12 protein-coding genes are annotated in these 15105 nt (G+C 57.2%); 4 read left to right on the top strand and 8 right to left on the bottom strand.

Going from position 1 to position 15105, the window contains the following annotated elements:
* Nucleotides 1-266: 266 nt before the first annotated feature.
* The 6 genes from M8T91_RS14475 to M8T91_RS14450 all read right to left on the bottom strand — a co-directional run bounded on the left by M8T91_RS14475 (nucleotide 267) and on the right by M8T91_RS14450 (nucleotide 7704).
* The gene (locus M8T91_RS14475; RefSeq protein WP_301414873.1) at nucleotides 267-1592 is read right to left on the bottom strand and encodes a sensor histidine kinase; all 1326 of its coding nucleotides are present in this window, start codon (nucleotides 1590-1592) and stop codon (nucleotides 267-269) included.
* Entirely contained in the window at nucleotides 1592-2944 is a 1353-nt protein-coding gene (locus M8T91_RS14470; protein WP_301414872.1) for a sigma-54-dependent transcriptional regulator, read from the bottom strand. The genes M8T91_RS14475 and M8T91_RS14470 overlap by 1 nt, the downstream gene beginning before the upstream one ends.
* A 158-nt stretch (nucleotides 2945-3102) precedes the next feature.
* Complete coding sequence (locus M8T91_RS14465; RefSeq protein WP_301414871.1) at nucleotides 3103-4305, bottom strand: FtsX-like permease family protein; 1203 nt, start codon at nucleotides 4303-4305, stop codon at nucleotides 3103-3105.
* A 9-nt stretch (nucleotides 4306-4314) separates the two neighbouring features.
* The gene (locus tag M8T91_RS14460) at nucleotides 4315-5631 is read right to left on the bottom strand and encodes an ABC transporter permease (protein WP_301414870.1); all 1317 of its coding nucleotides are present in this window, start codon (nucleotides 5629-5631) and stop codon (nucleotides 4315-4317) included.
* Nucleotides 5632-5643: 12 nt separating this feature from the next.
* Nucleotides 5644-6345 (bottom strand): ABC transporter ATP-binding protein, encoded by a 702-nt coding sequence (locus M8T91_RS14455; protein ID WP_301414869.1) that lies wholly within the window; start codon nucleotides 6343-6345, stop codon nucleotides 5644-5646.
* Between the two features lie 78 nt (nucleotides 6346-6423).
* The gene (locus tag M8T91_RS14450) at nucleotides 6424-7704 is read right to left on the bottom strand and encodes an efflux RND transporter periplasmic adaptor subunit (protein WP_301414868.1); all 1281 of its coding nucleotides are present in this window, start codon (nucleotides 7702-7704) and stop codon (nucleotides 6424-6426) included.
* Nucleotides 7705-8081: 377 nt separating this feature from the next.
* Between M8T91_RS14450 and M8T91_RS14445 the strand changes: the two genes are divergently transcribed.
* Nucleotides 8082-9587: a SulP family inorganic anion transporter gene (locus M8T91_RS14445; RefSeq protein WP_301419118.1), complete on the top strand. Its 1506-nt coding sequence runs from the start codon at nucleotides 8082-8084 to the stop codon at nucleotides 9585-9587.
* Entirely contained in the window at nucleotides 9587-10489 is a 903-nt protein-coding gene (locus tag M8T91_RS14440; protein WP_301414867.1) for a universal stress protein, read from the top strand. Before M8T91_RS14445 ends, M8T91_RS14440 begins: the two co-directional genes overlap by 1 nt.
* 10 nt (nucleotides 10490-10499) lie before the next feature.
* On the opposite strand, the gene M8T91_RS14435 is transcribed toward M8T91_RS14440, so the two are convergent.
* Nucleotides 10500-12173 carry an aminotransferase class V-fold PLP-dependent enzyme gene (locus M8T91_RS14435; protein WP_301414866.1) on the bottom strand — a complete coding sequence of 558 codons (1674 nt, stop codon included), beginning with the start codon at nucleotides 12171-12173 and terminating at the stop codon, nucleotides 10500-10502.
* A gap of 194 nt (nucleotides 12174-12367) precedes the next feature.
* On the opposite strand from M8T91_RS14435, the gene M8T91_RS14430 reads away from it, so the two are divergent.
* Nucleotides 12368-12838: an Lrp/AsnC family transcriptional regulator gene (locus tag M8T91_RS14430; RefSeq protein ID WP_301414865.1), complete on the top strand. Its 471-nt coding sequence runs from the start codon at nucleotides 12368-12370 to the stop codon at nucleotides 12836-12838.
* A gap of 19 nt (nucleotides 12839-12857) precedes the next feature.
* Here the strand turns inward: M8T91_RS14430 and M8T91_RS14425 are convergent, their stop codons facing one another.
* Nucleotides 12858-13541 carry a DUF2238 domain-containing protein gene (locus M8T91_RS14425; protein ID WP_301414864.1) on the bottom strand — a complete coding sequence of 228 codons (684 nt, stop codon included), beginning with the start codon at nucleotides 13539-13541 and terminating at the stop codon, nucleotides 12858-12860.
* A 339-nt stretch (nucleotides 13542-13880) separates the two neighbouring features.
* Here M8T91_RS14425 and fabV point away from each other — a divergent pair, with 339 nt between their 5' ends.
* Nucleotides 13881-15062 carry an enoyl-ACP reductase FabV gene (gene fabV / locus M8T91_RS14420; protein WP_301419116.1) on the top strand — a complete coding sequence of 394 codons (1182 nt, stop codon included), beginning with the start codon at nucleotides 13881-13883 and terminating at the stop codon, nucleotides 15060-15062.
* The last annotated feature ends 43 nt before the right edge of the window (nucleotides 15063-15105 follow it).

Here is a 15105-nt window from a genome sequence, read left to right as displayed (position 1 = left end):
CTGGCTATTCTCCCGAAAACCCAGCTGAACACTGGTCATACAATGCTTAAAAAGGGGGGGAGATTGTTATACAACCACTGTGACCTCATGTCTTCCCCGCTTCTTTCTCCTCTGCCGATTGCCAGGAAGCCAAGGCAGAGGTTCGGGACAGTAGCCTATAAGCGATGTTCCCTTGCTGGTCATTGATTCTCGGTCACAGCCTGGCGCTGATGACTCCGTACAGCTGTATCAACCCACGTGAAGGGCATCGCTAGGGGAAAGATCTTTCAGCTTTCTTGCTTTGCCCAGGGCAACCACAGGGTGATCTGTACACCGCCGCCAGAGCGATTGAGAAGTTGAATATGACCGCCATGGGCATCGACAATTTCCCGGCACAGGGCCAAGCCCAGACCAACCCCATGCGCTTTGGTGGAAAAAAAGGGAAGTAGCGCTTGGTGCAGTATCTTTTCGTTCATACCGCAGCCTCGGTCTGCGATCACCAGCCGTTGACCGAGCCCGTCTGTGGCAATGTGCAGTTCAATATCCTTGCTATCGCTTCCGGCTTCGCGGGCATTCTTGATAAGGTTCAGCAGCGCTTGTTCAATTTGTATGGGATCAAAATAGCCTGGGCGCTCCGGCAGTGTGCCCGATAGCGTAAATTGTTGCAGGGGGGCTATACGCCCTATTAACTGTGGCCAGTCTACAGCTTCACAACTGGGTGCTGGCAGTTTGGCGAAGGTGGCATAGCCCTGGGTAAACTCGGTGAGGTGTTCGCAGCGCTCGGCGATAATATCGAAGACCTTTTCCAGCGCAGCGGCCTTATCCGGTTGTGTGGTCAGCAATTTGCCGGAATGTGCCAGAGATGATATTGGCGCCAGAGAATTATTCAGTTCATGGCTGATAAGCCGGATCACTTTTTTCCACACGGCCACTTCCGCGCGGGTTAATTCCCGGGTCATTTCCCGCAACACAATCAGCCGGTGCCTGTGGGCGTTGAGCACAAAAGTGCTGTTACCGATATGCAGGGAATGGATACCATTGTCATCGGTGTAATTAAACAGGCCGTTCTCCCAGTGCTCAATGGCCCTGGCAATTTCTTTGGGGCTGTTAGGGAGCAGTTTCTGTAACAGCAGGCCCTGAATGGGTCTGCCCCGGTTCAAAAGTGTTCTCGCACTGCTGTTGGAATAAATAATATGATCGCTCTGGTCCACAAGTAACAGGGCCTGCGGGGAACTCTGGATTACGGTATCAAGGAGCAGTTCACGCTGGTAGATATGGGCGCGCTCGCGCCTAAGGTGCTCACCGATGTCGTTGTACAGGCTTGTGATCTCACCCAACTCGCGGTCTTTTGGCGGCACCAGGGAAATGGAGAAGTCGCCATCGCGAAAATTGAGCAGCCCGCCTCGCAAGGCTTTGAGAGTGGTGGTCAACGGGCGCAGGACCAGGCGTATAAGGCTGATAAGCACAAGGACACCCAGCAGCAGGCCGAGGGCCCAGGAAAAGCGCGGATCAAAGCCGAGTGCCAACAACAGCCAGGGAATGGCAGTGCCCACCACAAGCCCCAGGAGTGCGGTGGCGACGAGGCGCCCTTCCAGGGAAAACAACTTCGACATCAGTAGGGGATACCGTGTTTTTCCAGGCGGCGGTAAAGTGCCTGGCGACTCATGCCCAGTTCCCGGGCGGCCTGGGCGATAACGCCGTTACAGCGGGCCAGGGTCTGTTGCAGCAGCTCGCGGCTGGGCTCAAAACTGATTTCAACCCGGTCGATGGTCGGCTGTGCAGGTAGTGCCAACACCGTTTCGTCGATGGTGTCCCCGGGGCACAGAACCGAGGCGCGCTGCATCACATTCTGCAGCTCCCGCACATTGCCCGGCCACCTATAGCGGGTCATTGCCGTGAGCGCCTGCGGGGACAGTTTGCTGGTGTTGTCGTTTTCCGCTAAAAATCCCATTGCCAGTGGGGCGATATCCTCGGGGCGTTCACACAGTGGTGGCAAGCGTAGCTCGATGACATTCAGGCGGTAAAACAGGTCCTGGCGGAAGCTGCCCCCGACAATGGCTTTGGGCAGATCGCTGTTGGTGGCACTGATAACCCGCACCTTAACCCTGCGGGTCTGGCTGCTGCCGAGGCGCTGGAATTCCCCGGTTTGCAGTACACGCAACAGCTTTACCTGTCCGCTGGCAGAGAGCTCGCCGATCTCGTCGAGAAACAGAGTGCCGCCATCGGCGGCCTCAAACCGTCCCTCGCGTGCCCGGTTGCCGGCTCCGGTGTAGGCGCCGGGCTCGGCGCCGAACAGTTCCGCCTCCATCAGCTCTTCCGGCAGGGCGCCCACATTGACCTTGATATAGGGGCCATCTTGCACACGGGAGTTGGCTTGTAGGATATCTGCGATCTTTTCCTTACCGGCGCCATTGGGTCCGGAAATCAGTACCGGTACCTCGGAACCGGCCACCTGAGTGGTCATCTCCAGCAGTTTCTGCATCTTTTCACTGCGATAGATAACGCCTTGGAGATCAAATGTTTTCGCCAGCGTGTTTCTTGCATCCAGGGCCTGCTGCCGGGACACTTGCTGGCGCCTTTGCAACTCGCCGAGTTCCAACAGGTTGTTGATGGTGGCAATCAGCTTGTTGTCGTCCCAGGGTTTGCCCAGGTAATCTGCCGCTCCCGAGCGCACCAGTGCCACCGCCATCTCCAGCTGTGTCCAGGCAGTGAGCAGGATAATCGGCAGATCCGGATTGATTTCCCGGATGGCGAAAAACAGCGCGCGGCCCTCTTCGCCGGAAGTGGTATCGGCAGTGAAGTTCATATCCTGGATGACCAGACGGATATCCCGATTCTCGCGCAATAACTGCAGGCCGGCCTGGGGTGTGATGGCACAGAGGGGCTGCAGGTTGTGCAGGGACAGCAGTATCCTCAGCGCGGAGAGGATACCGTTGTTGTCGTCAATAATCAGTATTTTATCCATAGGTGTCAGCTTGTGGCTGCAGTCTGCCCATGATGCAACGAGCGGACAGGGGTTCGAACATGGCAAACCTCTTAGAGGGGATGGTTGGGGTGGTCGGCAACTGCTTGTTTCAATATTCCGACAGCCTGTTTGGCTGCCGCTGCCATAGTGTATCGGGACTACACGCTTCTGGTGGCGGTTGCCGGGGAAATATTGGCGGCGCGCAGGGCCGGTGCCAGGGCTGCGCCCAGGCTGATCAATAAAATCACCAGTGCACAGACGGCCAGCGGTAACAGTGTCAGCACCGGCTGTGAATAATCCCGCACCAGATACTGGTTGGCGATCAGGGCGGCGGCGGCGCCCAGAGCGATACCGGTAGCGGCAATCAGGCTGTTTTCCAATAGGAAATAGCGGCTGATATTGGTGCGTGTGGCCCCCAGGGCCCGCCGCACCCCAATCTGTTTGGTGCGCTGGTTTATCCAGAAACTGGTGAGCCCCACTATGCCCAGCGCCACGATAAAGCCGAGCATGGCGCCAACCGTGGACAGGACCTTGACCATCATATTGTCCCCGGCGTAGCTACGGGCCATACGATTCGACAAAGTATTCACCTTGATTACCCTTTCCGGGTCCCGCTCCGCGAGCTTGTCGGCCAGTAGCTTGAAGACCCTGTCGCGCTCACCGCTCTCTGTGCGTACCAGATAGTTCATGGATTGAGTGGTTCGCAGGGCTGGGAAAAATACCACGTTGCCGGCAGATGACCAGTCTGGCCAGGCGCCCAGGTGGCGCTCCACGATACCGATAATCTCCATGGGACTGTTACCGTTGTACAGGGGCTTGCCCAGGGCATCTTCGCCGGGAAACAGCGTTTCCGCCAGTTGCCGCGTAACAATAATAACGGGAGCCTGCCGTTGCTCATTGGGGGCAAAAACCTGCATGTCTGTTTGGGTAAAATTGCGCCCGGCCACCAGGGTCAGGCCCAGCGACTTGATAAAATGGAGGTCGGTCCTGTAATAATTGGCAATTGCTCCCCCGGTTTTCTGGTTCGGCTGGGTGTGATACGCATTCGCGGAGCCGGAACCGGAAAGCGGAATCTTGTGGCTGGGGGTGGCATCCACCACACCGGGCAGGGCGCGCAGCATGTCCAGGTCGGCGCGCACCGCACCGGCCATATCATAATCCTGCGGGATCGCGAGGAAATTCACCGTAAGAATATTCTCCACATCCATGCCGGTTGGGCGGGCCATTTTTTCCATGCGATCCGTGACGATCAGCAGGGTATTGCTCACGATGACCAGGGTAAGCGCCAGCTGCAGGGCAATCAACAGCGCGGAGACCTTGTGGTGCCAGAGGGTCGACAATATCGGTTTGAATTCGAACATGGACAGGCCTCACTGGGTTTTCAGGTAAATGGCGGGATTGGTGTGGCTGATGCGCCAGGCCGGGTAGAAACCAGCGAGCAGGCTGGCGAATAATGCCAGTCCAATAGCGGCGAGCATCATCAGCCAGTCCATGGAAGCCACGGTGTCGATCCATCCCATCGCCAGATGACGACTGGCGCGGATACCGACCAAAGCGACAAGGATACCGGCAATACCGCCTATGACTCCGATTGCGGCACTCTCGATCAGGTGCTGGATAAACAGGGCGCTGCGGCTCGCCCCCAGGGCACGGCGCACACCCGCTTCGGGGGCCTTGCGCAGGAACTTGGCCAGCAGCAGGGCCACCCCATTGATGACGCACACCAACAGAAAGGCCAGGGAGACCCACCCCAACACGCGGTTGTCGTCTCTGAGAACTTTGTTGAGCCGCAGCCATTCGGAGGGCCTGCTCAAGGCGAATTTCAGTGGCCGCTGAAAGCGCCCCTGCGCTTTTTCACCCTGGATATAGGCGGTGAGGAATGTCTCGTATTGCTGTTTTTGCTCTCGATTACGCAGTTCCACCCAGTATTGAATCCACACGGATTCGCTTTGCAGAAAGCCCTCATAGCCCTCTGATCTGGGACCACTGGCCCACCCGTTGTCATTGCCCCAGGTGTCTATTTCAAACCGTCGGTGCAAACCGAAAGGCACAAACAGGGCTTCCGTATTCGCAAAGGGACTGTTGTTGAGGTCGTAGACCTTGGGAGCGGGGTTCCAGTGGTCGATCACCCCCACCACGGTAAAGGGTTCGCCATTCAGGGTAATGCTTCTACCCACACTGTTTTCCCCGGCAAAGAGTTTGTCATTGGTGGCTTTCGACAGCACCACCAACTGCGCAGGCGACTGGTCCGCCGCGCTGTCCCAGGTGCCGCCATACAGAAAGGGGGTATCGAAGAGGGTGAAGAAATCCCGTGTGCTCACCCGTGCCTGGGCCACAAAGGGGCGCAGTTGCGAGTCCTCCAATTCAACAGTAAAACCGAAACGGTGCATGGCGACCTGACGGGTGGGAATATCCGAGCGCAGCAGTGCCTGGGCATCCCGGTAGGTCAGCTGCCAGGGTATTTCATTGGCACTGTCAAAAGCTTCGTTGGGGTCCCAGCTGTCCAGCTGCACCGCGTAAAGGACATCGTTTTTATGCTTCAGAGCATTTCGCGACATCATATAGTTGAGGGTGAGCACGGTCATCGAGGCGCCTACGCCGATGGCGATGGCGGCAACCATCAGGCAGCTCAAAATCGGCGTGCTGCGCAGGCTGCGCAGCGCCAGGGAAAGATAATAGACAATCATTCTGTGGGCTCCCTAAGCACTGACGGCATCGGATTGCAGGGTGATCGGGCGCAGATCGCAGACCTGTCCATCCACAATCTGGATATTTCGGTGGGCGCGACGGGCCAGATCCGGGTCGTGGGTGACCATGACGATGGTGGTGCCCCATTCGTTGATAAATTCCAGCAGTTCCATCACCTGGCGCGCCATCAGGGAGTCGAGGTTGCCGGTGGGCTCATCCGCGAGTAGAAAGCGCGGCTCGCCGGCCAGGGCGCGGGCGATGGCGATACGCTGCTGCTGTCCGCCGGAGAGCTGCGCCGGCAGGTGTCTGGCGCGGGCAGACAGGCCCACCTGCTCCAGTACTTTTTCAATACGCTTGCGGCGCTCTTTGGCAGTAAATCCGCGGTAGCGCAGCGGCACATCGATATTGTCGAACAAATTCAGATCGGGAATCAGGTTGAAACCCTGGAAAATAAAGCCGATTTTTTCATTGCGCAGGCGCGAGCGCTGGCGATCATTGAGGTTGCTCACATCCTCGCCATCCAGCAGGTATTGGCCACCCGTGGGGGTTTCCAGCAGTCCGGCGATATTCAGGAAGGTGGTCTTGCCGGAGCCACTGGGACCGGTTACGGACACAAACTCCCCTTCTTTGACTTGCAGGCTGAAGTCTCGCAATGCGTGGGTTTCAATGGTATCGGTGCGGAAACTTTTGCGGATGTTATGCATTTTGAGCATGACGATGTTCCTTGTTGATTACTGAATTTTTTTGGGTCTTTTTGCGCGGCCGCCCACCGGTGAAATTTTTTCGCGGCGTTAGTCCTTCAAGGCAACCAGTCGTGCGTTTTCCAGTTCCTCGGCGGCGGAGATAATGATTTGATCCCCTTCCTGCAGTCCGGACACAATCTCCACTTGTTTCAATCCCAGGGCACCGACCTGGATGGATACCCGCTCCGCCTGTTGCTGATTATTCAGGCGGAAGACATGGCGGCCACCACTTTGGTCGAGAAATCCTCCCCGTTTTACCAGCAATACGCCGTTGCGGTTTTCCAGCAGGATACGGGCGGTGAGGCGCAGGTTCTGACGCAGGTTCCCGGGTTGTCCTTGGGTAAAACGCACCCTTGCGATGACCTGGTTATTGATGACTTCGGGTGAGATGGCGGTAATCTCGCCGGGTAATTCCTTGCCGCTGAGATTGATGGCGACTGCCATATTCAGGCCAAGGTCATCGGCATAGTTTTCAGGGACTGCGGCTTCCAGTTCGAAACTGGTGAGATCCACCACTGTGATCAAGGGAGTATTGGCCGCAACCGCACTGCGTTGTGGCACGGCCAGGCTGCCGATGGTGCCGCTCACGGGTGAGAGGATGCTCAATTCACGCACGCGGCGTTGCAATTCTTCTACCTGTAACTTCTGCTGAGAGACCTGCAAGTGGAGTGTCTGGGTATCAAAATTCAGGGATTCTTTTTCCAATTCGGCATTTTGTACGGCCTGCTCATATTCCAACTGAGCACGGGCCATATCATCCTTGCTTTTTTCAAAATCGAGCAGGGAAATAATCTGCTTTTCCATGGAAAGCTCAGCGCGTTTTAATTCCCGCTTGGCAGCGGTGAGGTTGACCCTGGCGAGATCTGCCTTTTGCCGGTTTTCCATCCGCTGGCGTTTGGCCTGGATCTTTTGCCGCTGTAACTCCACAGTGAGCTGGTTGAACTGCGCTTCCTCCTGGGCCAGTTGGTTGGAGAGTTCCGGACTGTGAATCGAGGCGAGGAGTTGGCCTGCCTCCACGGTGTCCCCTGCTTTTACCGCGAACTTCACAATGCCCTGGGCCGGGCTGTACAGGGTGGGGCTGTTGGCGGCGACCACTTTGCCCTGGACGACCAGGTCGCGAATCAGGTCGCCGCGCTCTACCTGGGCAATATTGATCTGTGACAGGGACAGGGTGTTATCCACCGAGCCAGAGCTGTGCCAGGCGCCAATACCCCAGGCCAGAAACGCTGCGGTGAGACCGAGCAGGGTGGAAGCTCGATAGGTTTTCGGGTTTTTCCAAAACGGTGCGGTTTCGATTTTTGTATCTTGCCTGGAAGTGTCTCTGATCATTGCGGCTTGTTATTGCTCTACGGGGTTGTGTCTGCTTTATGGATTTCGATGCAGTGCATTCCTGCTTCGGATGCAAATCCGTAAAAGCGGCTTTGCATGGGAGTACGCAATCGCTATGCCAGCTTGTAAATTTTCTATAACTGATTGATTTTTAATGAGTTGATAAGTCAACAGCGATTTTCTGTAGCTGCCGGGGTGTCCGCCGAAGGTGTCCGCTGTCCGCCCTGTCCGGGGAGCGGACAGGATTTTTCAAACCGAGACAGGTGCCCTCAATGGTGCCGACAGTCCCGGGTGGCCACTTGGGGGTCATGCGGGGGCAGGTGGTTTGTGGTAAAGTGCGCGGCCTTTTTCTGCTCCATTTAGCTGTACGGCATTTTATGTTCCCCCCCTCGCTGTTTTCTTCCTCCCGGGCCGATTGGTTCGGCAATATCCGTCGCGATGTACTTGCGGGCCTGGTGGTGGCACTGGCACTGATTCCCGAGGCCATCGCCTTCTCCATTATTGCCGGGGTGGACCCACGGGTCGGTCTCTACGCTTCCTTCTGTATCGCTGTGGTGAGCGCCTTTGTGGGCGGGCGTGCGGGGATGATCTCTGCGGCCACCGGGGCCATGGCCCTGTTGATGGTCACTCTGGTGAAGGAGCACGGCCTGCAGTACCTGCTGGCAGCGACTTTGCTCACCGGGGTATTACAGGTCATTGCCGGTTATCTGAAGCTGGGCAGTCTGATGAGCTTTGTATCCCGTGCGGTGGTTACGGGGTTTGTGAACGCCCTGGCCATTTTGATCTTCCTGGCGCAAATGCCCGAGCTGACCGGGGGCTCATGGGAGGTCTACGCCATGACGGCTGCGGGCCTGGGTATTATCTATCTGTTTCCGTATATACCTGTGATCGGCAAGGCTGTGCCTTCACCGCTGGTATGTATCCTCTTACTGACCGCTGTTGCCGTGATCATGGACCTGGATATCCGTACCGTGGGCGATATGGGCGCGCTGCCGGATACCCTGCCAGTGTTCCTTTGGCCGGCGGTGCCGCTGAACTTCGAGACCCTGCAGATTATTTTCCCCTATTCCGCCGGTTTGGCGGTGGTGGGACTGCTGGAATCTTTGATGACAGCGACCATTGTCGATGAACTCACCGACACCCCGAGCGATAAAAACCGTGAGTGCAAGGGACAGGGCATCGCCAATATTGCTGCGGGCAGTCTGGGTGGGATGGCCGGCTGTGCGATGATCGGGCAATCGGTGATCAACGTGAAGTCCGGCGGCCGCGGCCGCCTCTCTACTCTGGTGGCGGGGATCGGCCTGTTGGCACTGGTGGTCTTTCTCAGCGACTGGGTGGCGGTGATTCCCATGGCGGCGCTGGTTGCGGTAATGATCATGGTGTCTGTCGGTACGTTTAACTGGGACTCCGTCCGCAACCTGAAGCGCCACCCCCTGTCCACCAACCTGGTGATGCTGGCGACAGTGATTGTGGTAGTGTGGACCCACAACCTGGCCTATGGTGTATTTGTCGGCGTGCTGCTGGCATCTTTGTTCTTCGCCAACAAGGTCAGCCATTTTATGTATGTCAGCAGCAGGCTCGATGCGGTGAAAAGCTGTCGCACCTATAAGGTCATAGGGCAGGTGTTTTTCAATTCCGCAGACAAATTCAGTGCATCCTTTGATTTCAAAGAAGTGGTGGATACGGTGGTGATCGATCTGAGCCGGGCGCATTTCTGGGATGTTTCCGCCGTGTATGCGCTGGACAAGGTGGTACTGAAGTTCCGTCGCGAGGGCGCACAAGTGACGCTGGTGGGTTTGAATGAAGCCAGTGAAACCATTGTCGACCGGTTCGGCGTACACGATAAACCCGAGGAAATTGAACGGGTTCTTGGAGGACATTGATGGCCGTTAGCAGCAGTGAGAAGAACAATAAGACAACCTGTAATGGTGGCACCCCGCCGTTGGTGCTCTCCTGTATCGACGGCTCCCATTACACCGGTGCGGTGTGTGATTATTCGGCCTGGCTGGCGCGGAATCTGCAGGCACCGTTGAAGCTGTTGCACAACATCGAGCGCAGCAATGTCCCTGCGGTGACGGACTTTACTGGCAGTATCGGCCTTGGCAGCCAGGAGGAGCTGTTGGAAGAGCTGACCGCGCTGGAGCAGGAGCGCGCGCAGCTGCTGGTGAAACAGGGCAAATTAATGTTGCAGGCCGCACGCAAGCGCGTCGAGGAAGCCGGGATCGAGCAGGTCATGACCTGCCAGCGCCACGACAGTCTTGTGGAGTCTGTGGTGGACCTGGAGGATGGCATCCGCGTTCTGGTGCTGGGTATTCGCGGCGAGGAGCATGGCGATTCCGAGCAGGGTCTGGGGGCGCAGTTGGAAACGGTGGTGCGCTCCCTACACAAACCGATCCTGGTGGTGAACCGGGAATTCCAACCTCCACATCGGGTGATGCTCGCTTACGATGGTAGCGAAGCGGCGCGCAAAGCGCTGTCTTTGGTCGCCGGGAGTGCGCTTTTCCACAGTCTGTCTTTGCACCTGGTGAATGTGGGGCCTGCGGAAACGGCGGAAGTGCTGTTGGCGGAGGCCAGTGCGCATCTGGACGAGAGGGGCCTGGCTGTGAGTGCCAGCCACCTGCAGGGCAATACGGTCGAGGCCCTGATCGCCTACCAGATGGAATATCAGATCGATTTGACGGTCATGGGGGCCTTTAGCCACAACCGCCTGCGCGACCTGCTGATGGGCAGTATTACCGCCAAAATGCTGCTGAACACCCGCCAGCCGCTGCTGCTGCTGCGATAGGGGTTCCCCCTTACAGTACTAGCGCGGCTTCCGCGGGGCTCACAAACCAGCGCAGTTTTTCCGCGTCTTCAGGAAGTGACAAATCGTAGTGTTCCCCTTTGCGATGCTTGCGACACAGTTCCCGCTCGGCAAGGGCCAGATACTTTTCCAGGGCGCACAGCGGCGGTTTCGTCTCTATTGGCACTGTTGCCAAGTCGCTGAAGTCCTGCTGTGCCAGACAGGAGGTGGAAAGGGGTTTTTTGCCCTGGTAGCGCCAAACGCCCTGGGCTTCATCGTAGCAGTAGTAAGGCAGCAGTTTCCAGCCGTGCTGCGCCACCAGTGATACGGCTTCCAGCAGGTAGGTAAACACCTCCTCACTGATAAAGTAGTTGAAATTCAGGCGTACCCAACCGGGGCGCATCAGCTTTTGCCCCTTGAGTATCTGCTCTTCCAGCGCGCGACTATAGGCCATATCGATACCCAGCAATGTGTGGCCGTAAGGACCGGCGCAGGAACATCCACCGCGGGCCTGGATACCGAAAAGATCGTTGAGTAGCGCCACCACAAAGCCGTAGTGCAAATCGCCACCGCGCCATTTGATGCGCAGGGAGACAATGGAGAGGCGCGGTACGTCTGGATTGCCGAGAATCTCGATATTTTCCTCCCTGGACCAATGCGCCAAGGCCCGATCTACCAGTGCTTTTTCACGCCGGGTAATCTCATCAATGCCCACTGCGCGCTGCAGCTTGAAGACCATGCCGGCGCGAATGGATTCAATGATGGCCGGTGTGCCTCCCTCCTCCCGGCGCTCGGGATCGGTCAGGTAGCGGTGATCCTCAGGGGTGACGTAGAGTACCGTGCCCCCTCCCGGTGTCGCCGGTACGGCGTTTTGCAGCAGCCGCTTATGCACCACGAGTATCCCCGGGGTGCCGGGCCCGCCGACAAATTTGTGGGGAGAAATAAATACTGCGTCCTTGCCGCTGTTGCCCTGGGCATCCTGCCGCCCGCACATATCGATGGCCAGATAAGGCGCGGCCGCAGCATAGTCCCAAAAGGACAGGGCACCGTATTGATGGAGCAGGCGGGTCACGGCTTCCACATCGGTCACAATGCCTGTCACATTGGAGGCAGCAGAAAAGCTGCCGATCTTGAGAGAGTGGCCGGCGTGAGCCTGCAACTGCCTCTCCAGGGCATCCAGATCCAGGGTGCCGGTATTGTTCAGGGGAATGGAAACCAGCTTGGCGATGCTCTCCCGCCAGGGCAATTCGTTGGAGTGGTGCTCATAGGGGCCGATAAAGATCACCGGCCGTCGCTTCGCGGGGATACTGTCCTGCAGGCCGTGCCGCCGGTTCAGGTCCGCAGGCAAGCGCAGATTGAGGATATCGATCAGTTTGTTGATTGCGGCGGTGGCGCCGGAACCACAGAAAATGATCTTGTGCTCGGAGCCGGCATTGATCGTGCGCCGGATCTCCTCGCGCGCCTCTTCGCGCAGGGCGGTGGTCTGTGCACCTGTATATGAGGTCTCGCTGTGAGTATTGGCGTAGTAGGGCAATACCCACTGGCGAATCGCGTCCTCAATAAAAGTCAGGGATCGCCCGGAAGCGGTGTAGTCCGCATAGATCAGTGGCTTCGGGCCAAAAGGGGTATCGATCGGTTGCATATCACCGATCACCGAATTGCGGATGTGATTAATCAGCGTCGTCATAGTCTATTGCCCCCGTTTGAACGACCTTATTCTAGGGCTTTCGGGGTGAAACAATATGTCTGTAAGTGCCTGCTTTTTGGTGATAATCGAAACGTTGTGCCAAAGAAGTCTGTTATCAGAAACGATGAGATATAATTGTTATCTATTATGAGACGTATAGGTTTTGGCTGTTGTGGGCGGTGAGGGGGTGGGTGATGGGATTAAGTAAACAGGACCGACAGATTCTGGAGTGGCTGCAGCGGGATGCGACCCTTTCTGTGGGGGAGGTCGCCGAGCGGGTAGGGTTGTCCAAGTCCGCCTGCTGGCGACGTATTCACCGGATGGAGGCGGACGGCGTCATTGCGGAGCGGGTGACGCTTCTGAACCAGCAAAAGTTAAACCTGCCGCTGACGGTATACATCTCTATCCGTACCAACCAGCACAATGATCAATGGGCGACGCGGTTTGGTGAATTGGTGCAGGGGATTGCGGAGATTCTGGAGGTCCACCGCATGAGTGGGGATCTGGACTACCTGCTAAAGGCGGTAGTCACCGATATGCCCGGCTATGACCGTCTGTACAAGGAACTGATCAAGGCCGACCTGTTTGATGTCAGTTCCAGTTTTGTGATGGAAACCATGAAGCAGACAACCCGCCTGCCACTGAAACATGCGATGGGCAAATGATACTTAGGCACCAGCGCGCTCATCGCCGCGGTGTTGCCTCGCCCGGGGCCTGGTTGTCCGCCGGTATATACCGGTTGCTGCACTGTTTCCTGGCACTGGCATTGCACCCCAGGTTCAGGGCCAGAACCACCAGCATCGCAACCATGGAGCCCAGTCCGGCCAGCAGCATATCTTTTTGTGCATCCCAGATATCTCCCTGGGAGCCGAGGTAAGCTATGCCCAGTTCCGGTGAGACTGTGCTGGCTGCCAGCCATTCGATGATTTCATAGATGGAAGACAGGGCGAAGGTCACGTCTACTGGAAAGAAGTAAGCCCAAAATCCGCGCAGGCCCGCCAGACGCACCAGTATCTCCCGTATCGGATAGGCCAGTAACAGTCCAAAACTGAAATGTACCAGTCGATCGTACATATTGCGTTCGGCTCCGATCCATTCCTGCAGGGCAAAGCCGAAGGGCACTTCCGCGTAGGTATAGTGGGAGCCGATCACATGCAGGCACATAAACAGGGTAATCAGCGTATAGGACACCCTGGAGAGCGGAAAAGCACGTGTGCTGACCAAAATCACCGGCAGCGCAGCGAACACCAGGTAATTTTCCAGCAGCCAGTCGTCCGGATGCAGGGGCCGCCAGGCGGACCAGCCCCAGGTGAGGGCAAAAACAGCCAGTAAAGACAGGTGGAACCCGTGTTGGCGGAGCGTGAGCATACCGGTGGAAACCCCACTGCAGAAAACTAAATACGCGCCAGCATACACCATTGTGTGCAATGGGTTGCCCCTGAACACACTGTGACTGCCTCCTGGTGCGGGGTTGGGCGGTAGGGCAGATGGCTGCTTTGGCCGGTGGCCCGGATATTTTGGACAAGCCGGGGTCGTGCGGTGAATCGCCGCTATGGGACTCCCGAGCCACAACCATTAGAATGGCGCGTCGAGATGGCCCAGGCGTCGGTACGCTTGTATTTCGGTCATCGTTGCCCCGGTACGCCATTGGCGTATCTGCGGTTACAAAACCACGATTCCCCAACTGCGAAGGGAGAGACAGTAAGGATGATCATCCAGCCGAAAGTACGCGGGTTTATTTGTACCAATGCCCATCCTCAGGGCTGTGCAGCCAACGTGCGCGAACAGATTGCGTATATCCAGTCGCAGCCGGCCATTGAGAAGGGCCCCAAGCGGGTATTGGTTGTCGGTGCCTCCACCGGCTACGGGCTGGCCTCGCGAATTACCGCCGCCTTTGCGTGCGGCGCCAAAACCCTGGGGGTTTTCTTCGAGAAACCACCAACAGACAAACGCACTGCCTCCGCCGGTTATTACAATGCCGCTGCTTTCGAGGCCGAGGCGCACAGGGCGGGACTCTATGCCAGGAGCATTAATGGTGATGCCTTCTCCGACAGTGTGAAGGCCCAGGCCATCGAGACGATTAAAGAGGATCTGGGGCAGGTGGACCTGGTTGTTTACAGCCTGGCTTCGCCGCGCCGTACCGACCCCAAAACCGGTACACTGTACAGTTCGGTACTAAAGCCCATTGGCAAATCCTACACCGCCAAAAACCTCAATACTGACAAGCTGGAAATCTCCGATATCACCGTCGAGCCTGCCTCTGAGGAGGAGATCACCTCTACAGTGAAAGTGATGGGTGGCGAGGACTGGGAGCTGTGGATGCAGGCCCTCGGTGATGCCGGTGTACTGGCGGAGAACTGCAAAACGGTGGCCTACACCTATATCGGTGACAAGCTCACCTGGCCGATTTACGGCCATGCCACTATCGGCAAAGCCAAGGAGGACCTGGACCGTGCGGCAAGGGCGATCAGCACGAGTGGCCGCGCCGCCGCCAATGTGGCAGTGCTCAAAGCCCTGGTGACCCAGTCCAGTTCTGCTATCCCGGTCATGCCCTTGTATATCTCCCTGATCTATAAAGTGATGAAGGAGGAGGGGACCCATGAGGGCTGTATCGAGCAGCTGTATCGCCTCTTTACCGAAGGGCTCTATACCGATACACCGCGTCTGGACGGGCATAACCGTCTGCGCATGGACGATAGGGAACTGCGCCGGGAGACCCAGGCCAAGATCGAGAAACTCTGGCCAGCAGTGACCGCCGAAAACCTTTTCGACTTGACCGACTTCAAGGGCTACCAGGAGGACTTCCTCAAGCTGTTCGGGTTTGGGGTGGAGGGTATTGATTACAATGCGGATACCGAGCCGCAGGTAGAAGCGGAGTTCAGGGCATAAAACTGGGCCTGCACTCATAGGCCTCTGCTGCCCTGGGAGCGCC

The organism is Microbulbifer sp. MI-G (assembly GCF_030440425.1).
Lineage (GTDB): Bacteria > Pseudomonadota > Gammaproteobacteria > Pseudomonadales > Cellvibrionaceae > Microbulbifer > Microbulbifer spongiae.
Note: the sequence above shows the minus strand (reverse complement) of the source record. Positions and strands in the feature narration are given on the sequence as shown.

Coding starts and splice junctions, on each gene's coding strand:
- M8T91_RS14475 (WP_301414873.1), bottom strand. CDS start 1,592: ATGTCGAAGTTGTTTTCCCTGGAAGGGCGCCTCGTCGCCACCGCACTC.
- M8T91_RS14470 (WP_301414872.1), bottom strand. CDS start 2,944: ATGGATAAAATACTGATTATTGACGACAACAACGGTATCCTCTCCGCG.
- M8T91_RS14465 (WP_301414871.1), bottom strand. CDS start 4,305: ATGTTCGAATTCAAACCGATATTGTCGACCCTCTGGCACCACAAGGTC.
- M8T91_RS14460 (WP_301414870.1), bottom strand. CDS start 5,631: ATGATTGTCTATTATCTTTCCCTGGCGCTGCGCAGCCTGCGCAGCACG.
- M8T91_RS14455 (WP_301414869.1), bottom strand. CDS start 6,345: ATGCTCAAAATGCATAACATCCGCAAAAGTTTCCGCACCGATACCATT.
- M8T91_RS14450 (WP_301414868.1), bottom strand. CDS start 7,704: ATGATCAGAGACACTTCCAGGCAAGATACAAAAATCGAAACCGCACCG.
- M8T91_RS14445 (WP_301419118.1), top strand. CDS start 8,082: ATGTTCCCCCCCTCGCTGTTTTCTTCCTCCCGGGCCGATTGGTTCGGC.
- M8T91_RS14440 (WP_301414867.1), top strand. CDS start 9,587: ATGGCCGTTAGCAGCAGTGAGAAGAACAATAAGACAACCTGTAATGGT.
- M8T91_RS14435 (WP_301414866.1), bottom strand. CDS start 12,173: ATGACGACGCTGATTAATCACATCCGCAATTCGGTGATCGGTGATATG.
- M8T91_RS14430 (WP_301414865.1), top strand. CDS start 12,368: ATGGGATTAAGTAAACAGGACCGACAGATTCTGGAGTGGCTGCAGCGG.
- M8T91_RS14425 (WP_301414864.1), bottom strand. CDS start 13,541: ATGCTCACGCTCCGCCAACACGGGTTCCACCTGTCTTTACTGGCTGTT.
- fabV (WP_301419116.1), top strand. CDS start 13,881: ATGATCATCCAGCCGAAAGTACGCGGGTTTATTTGTACCAATGCCCAT.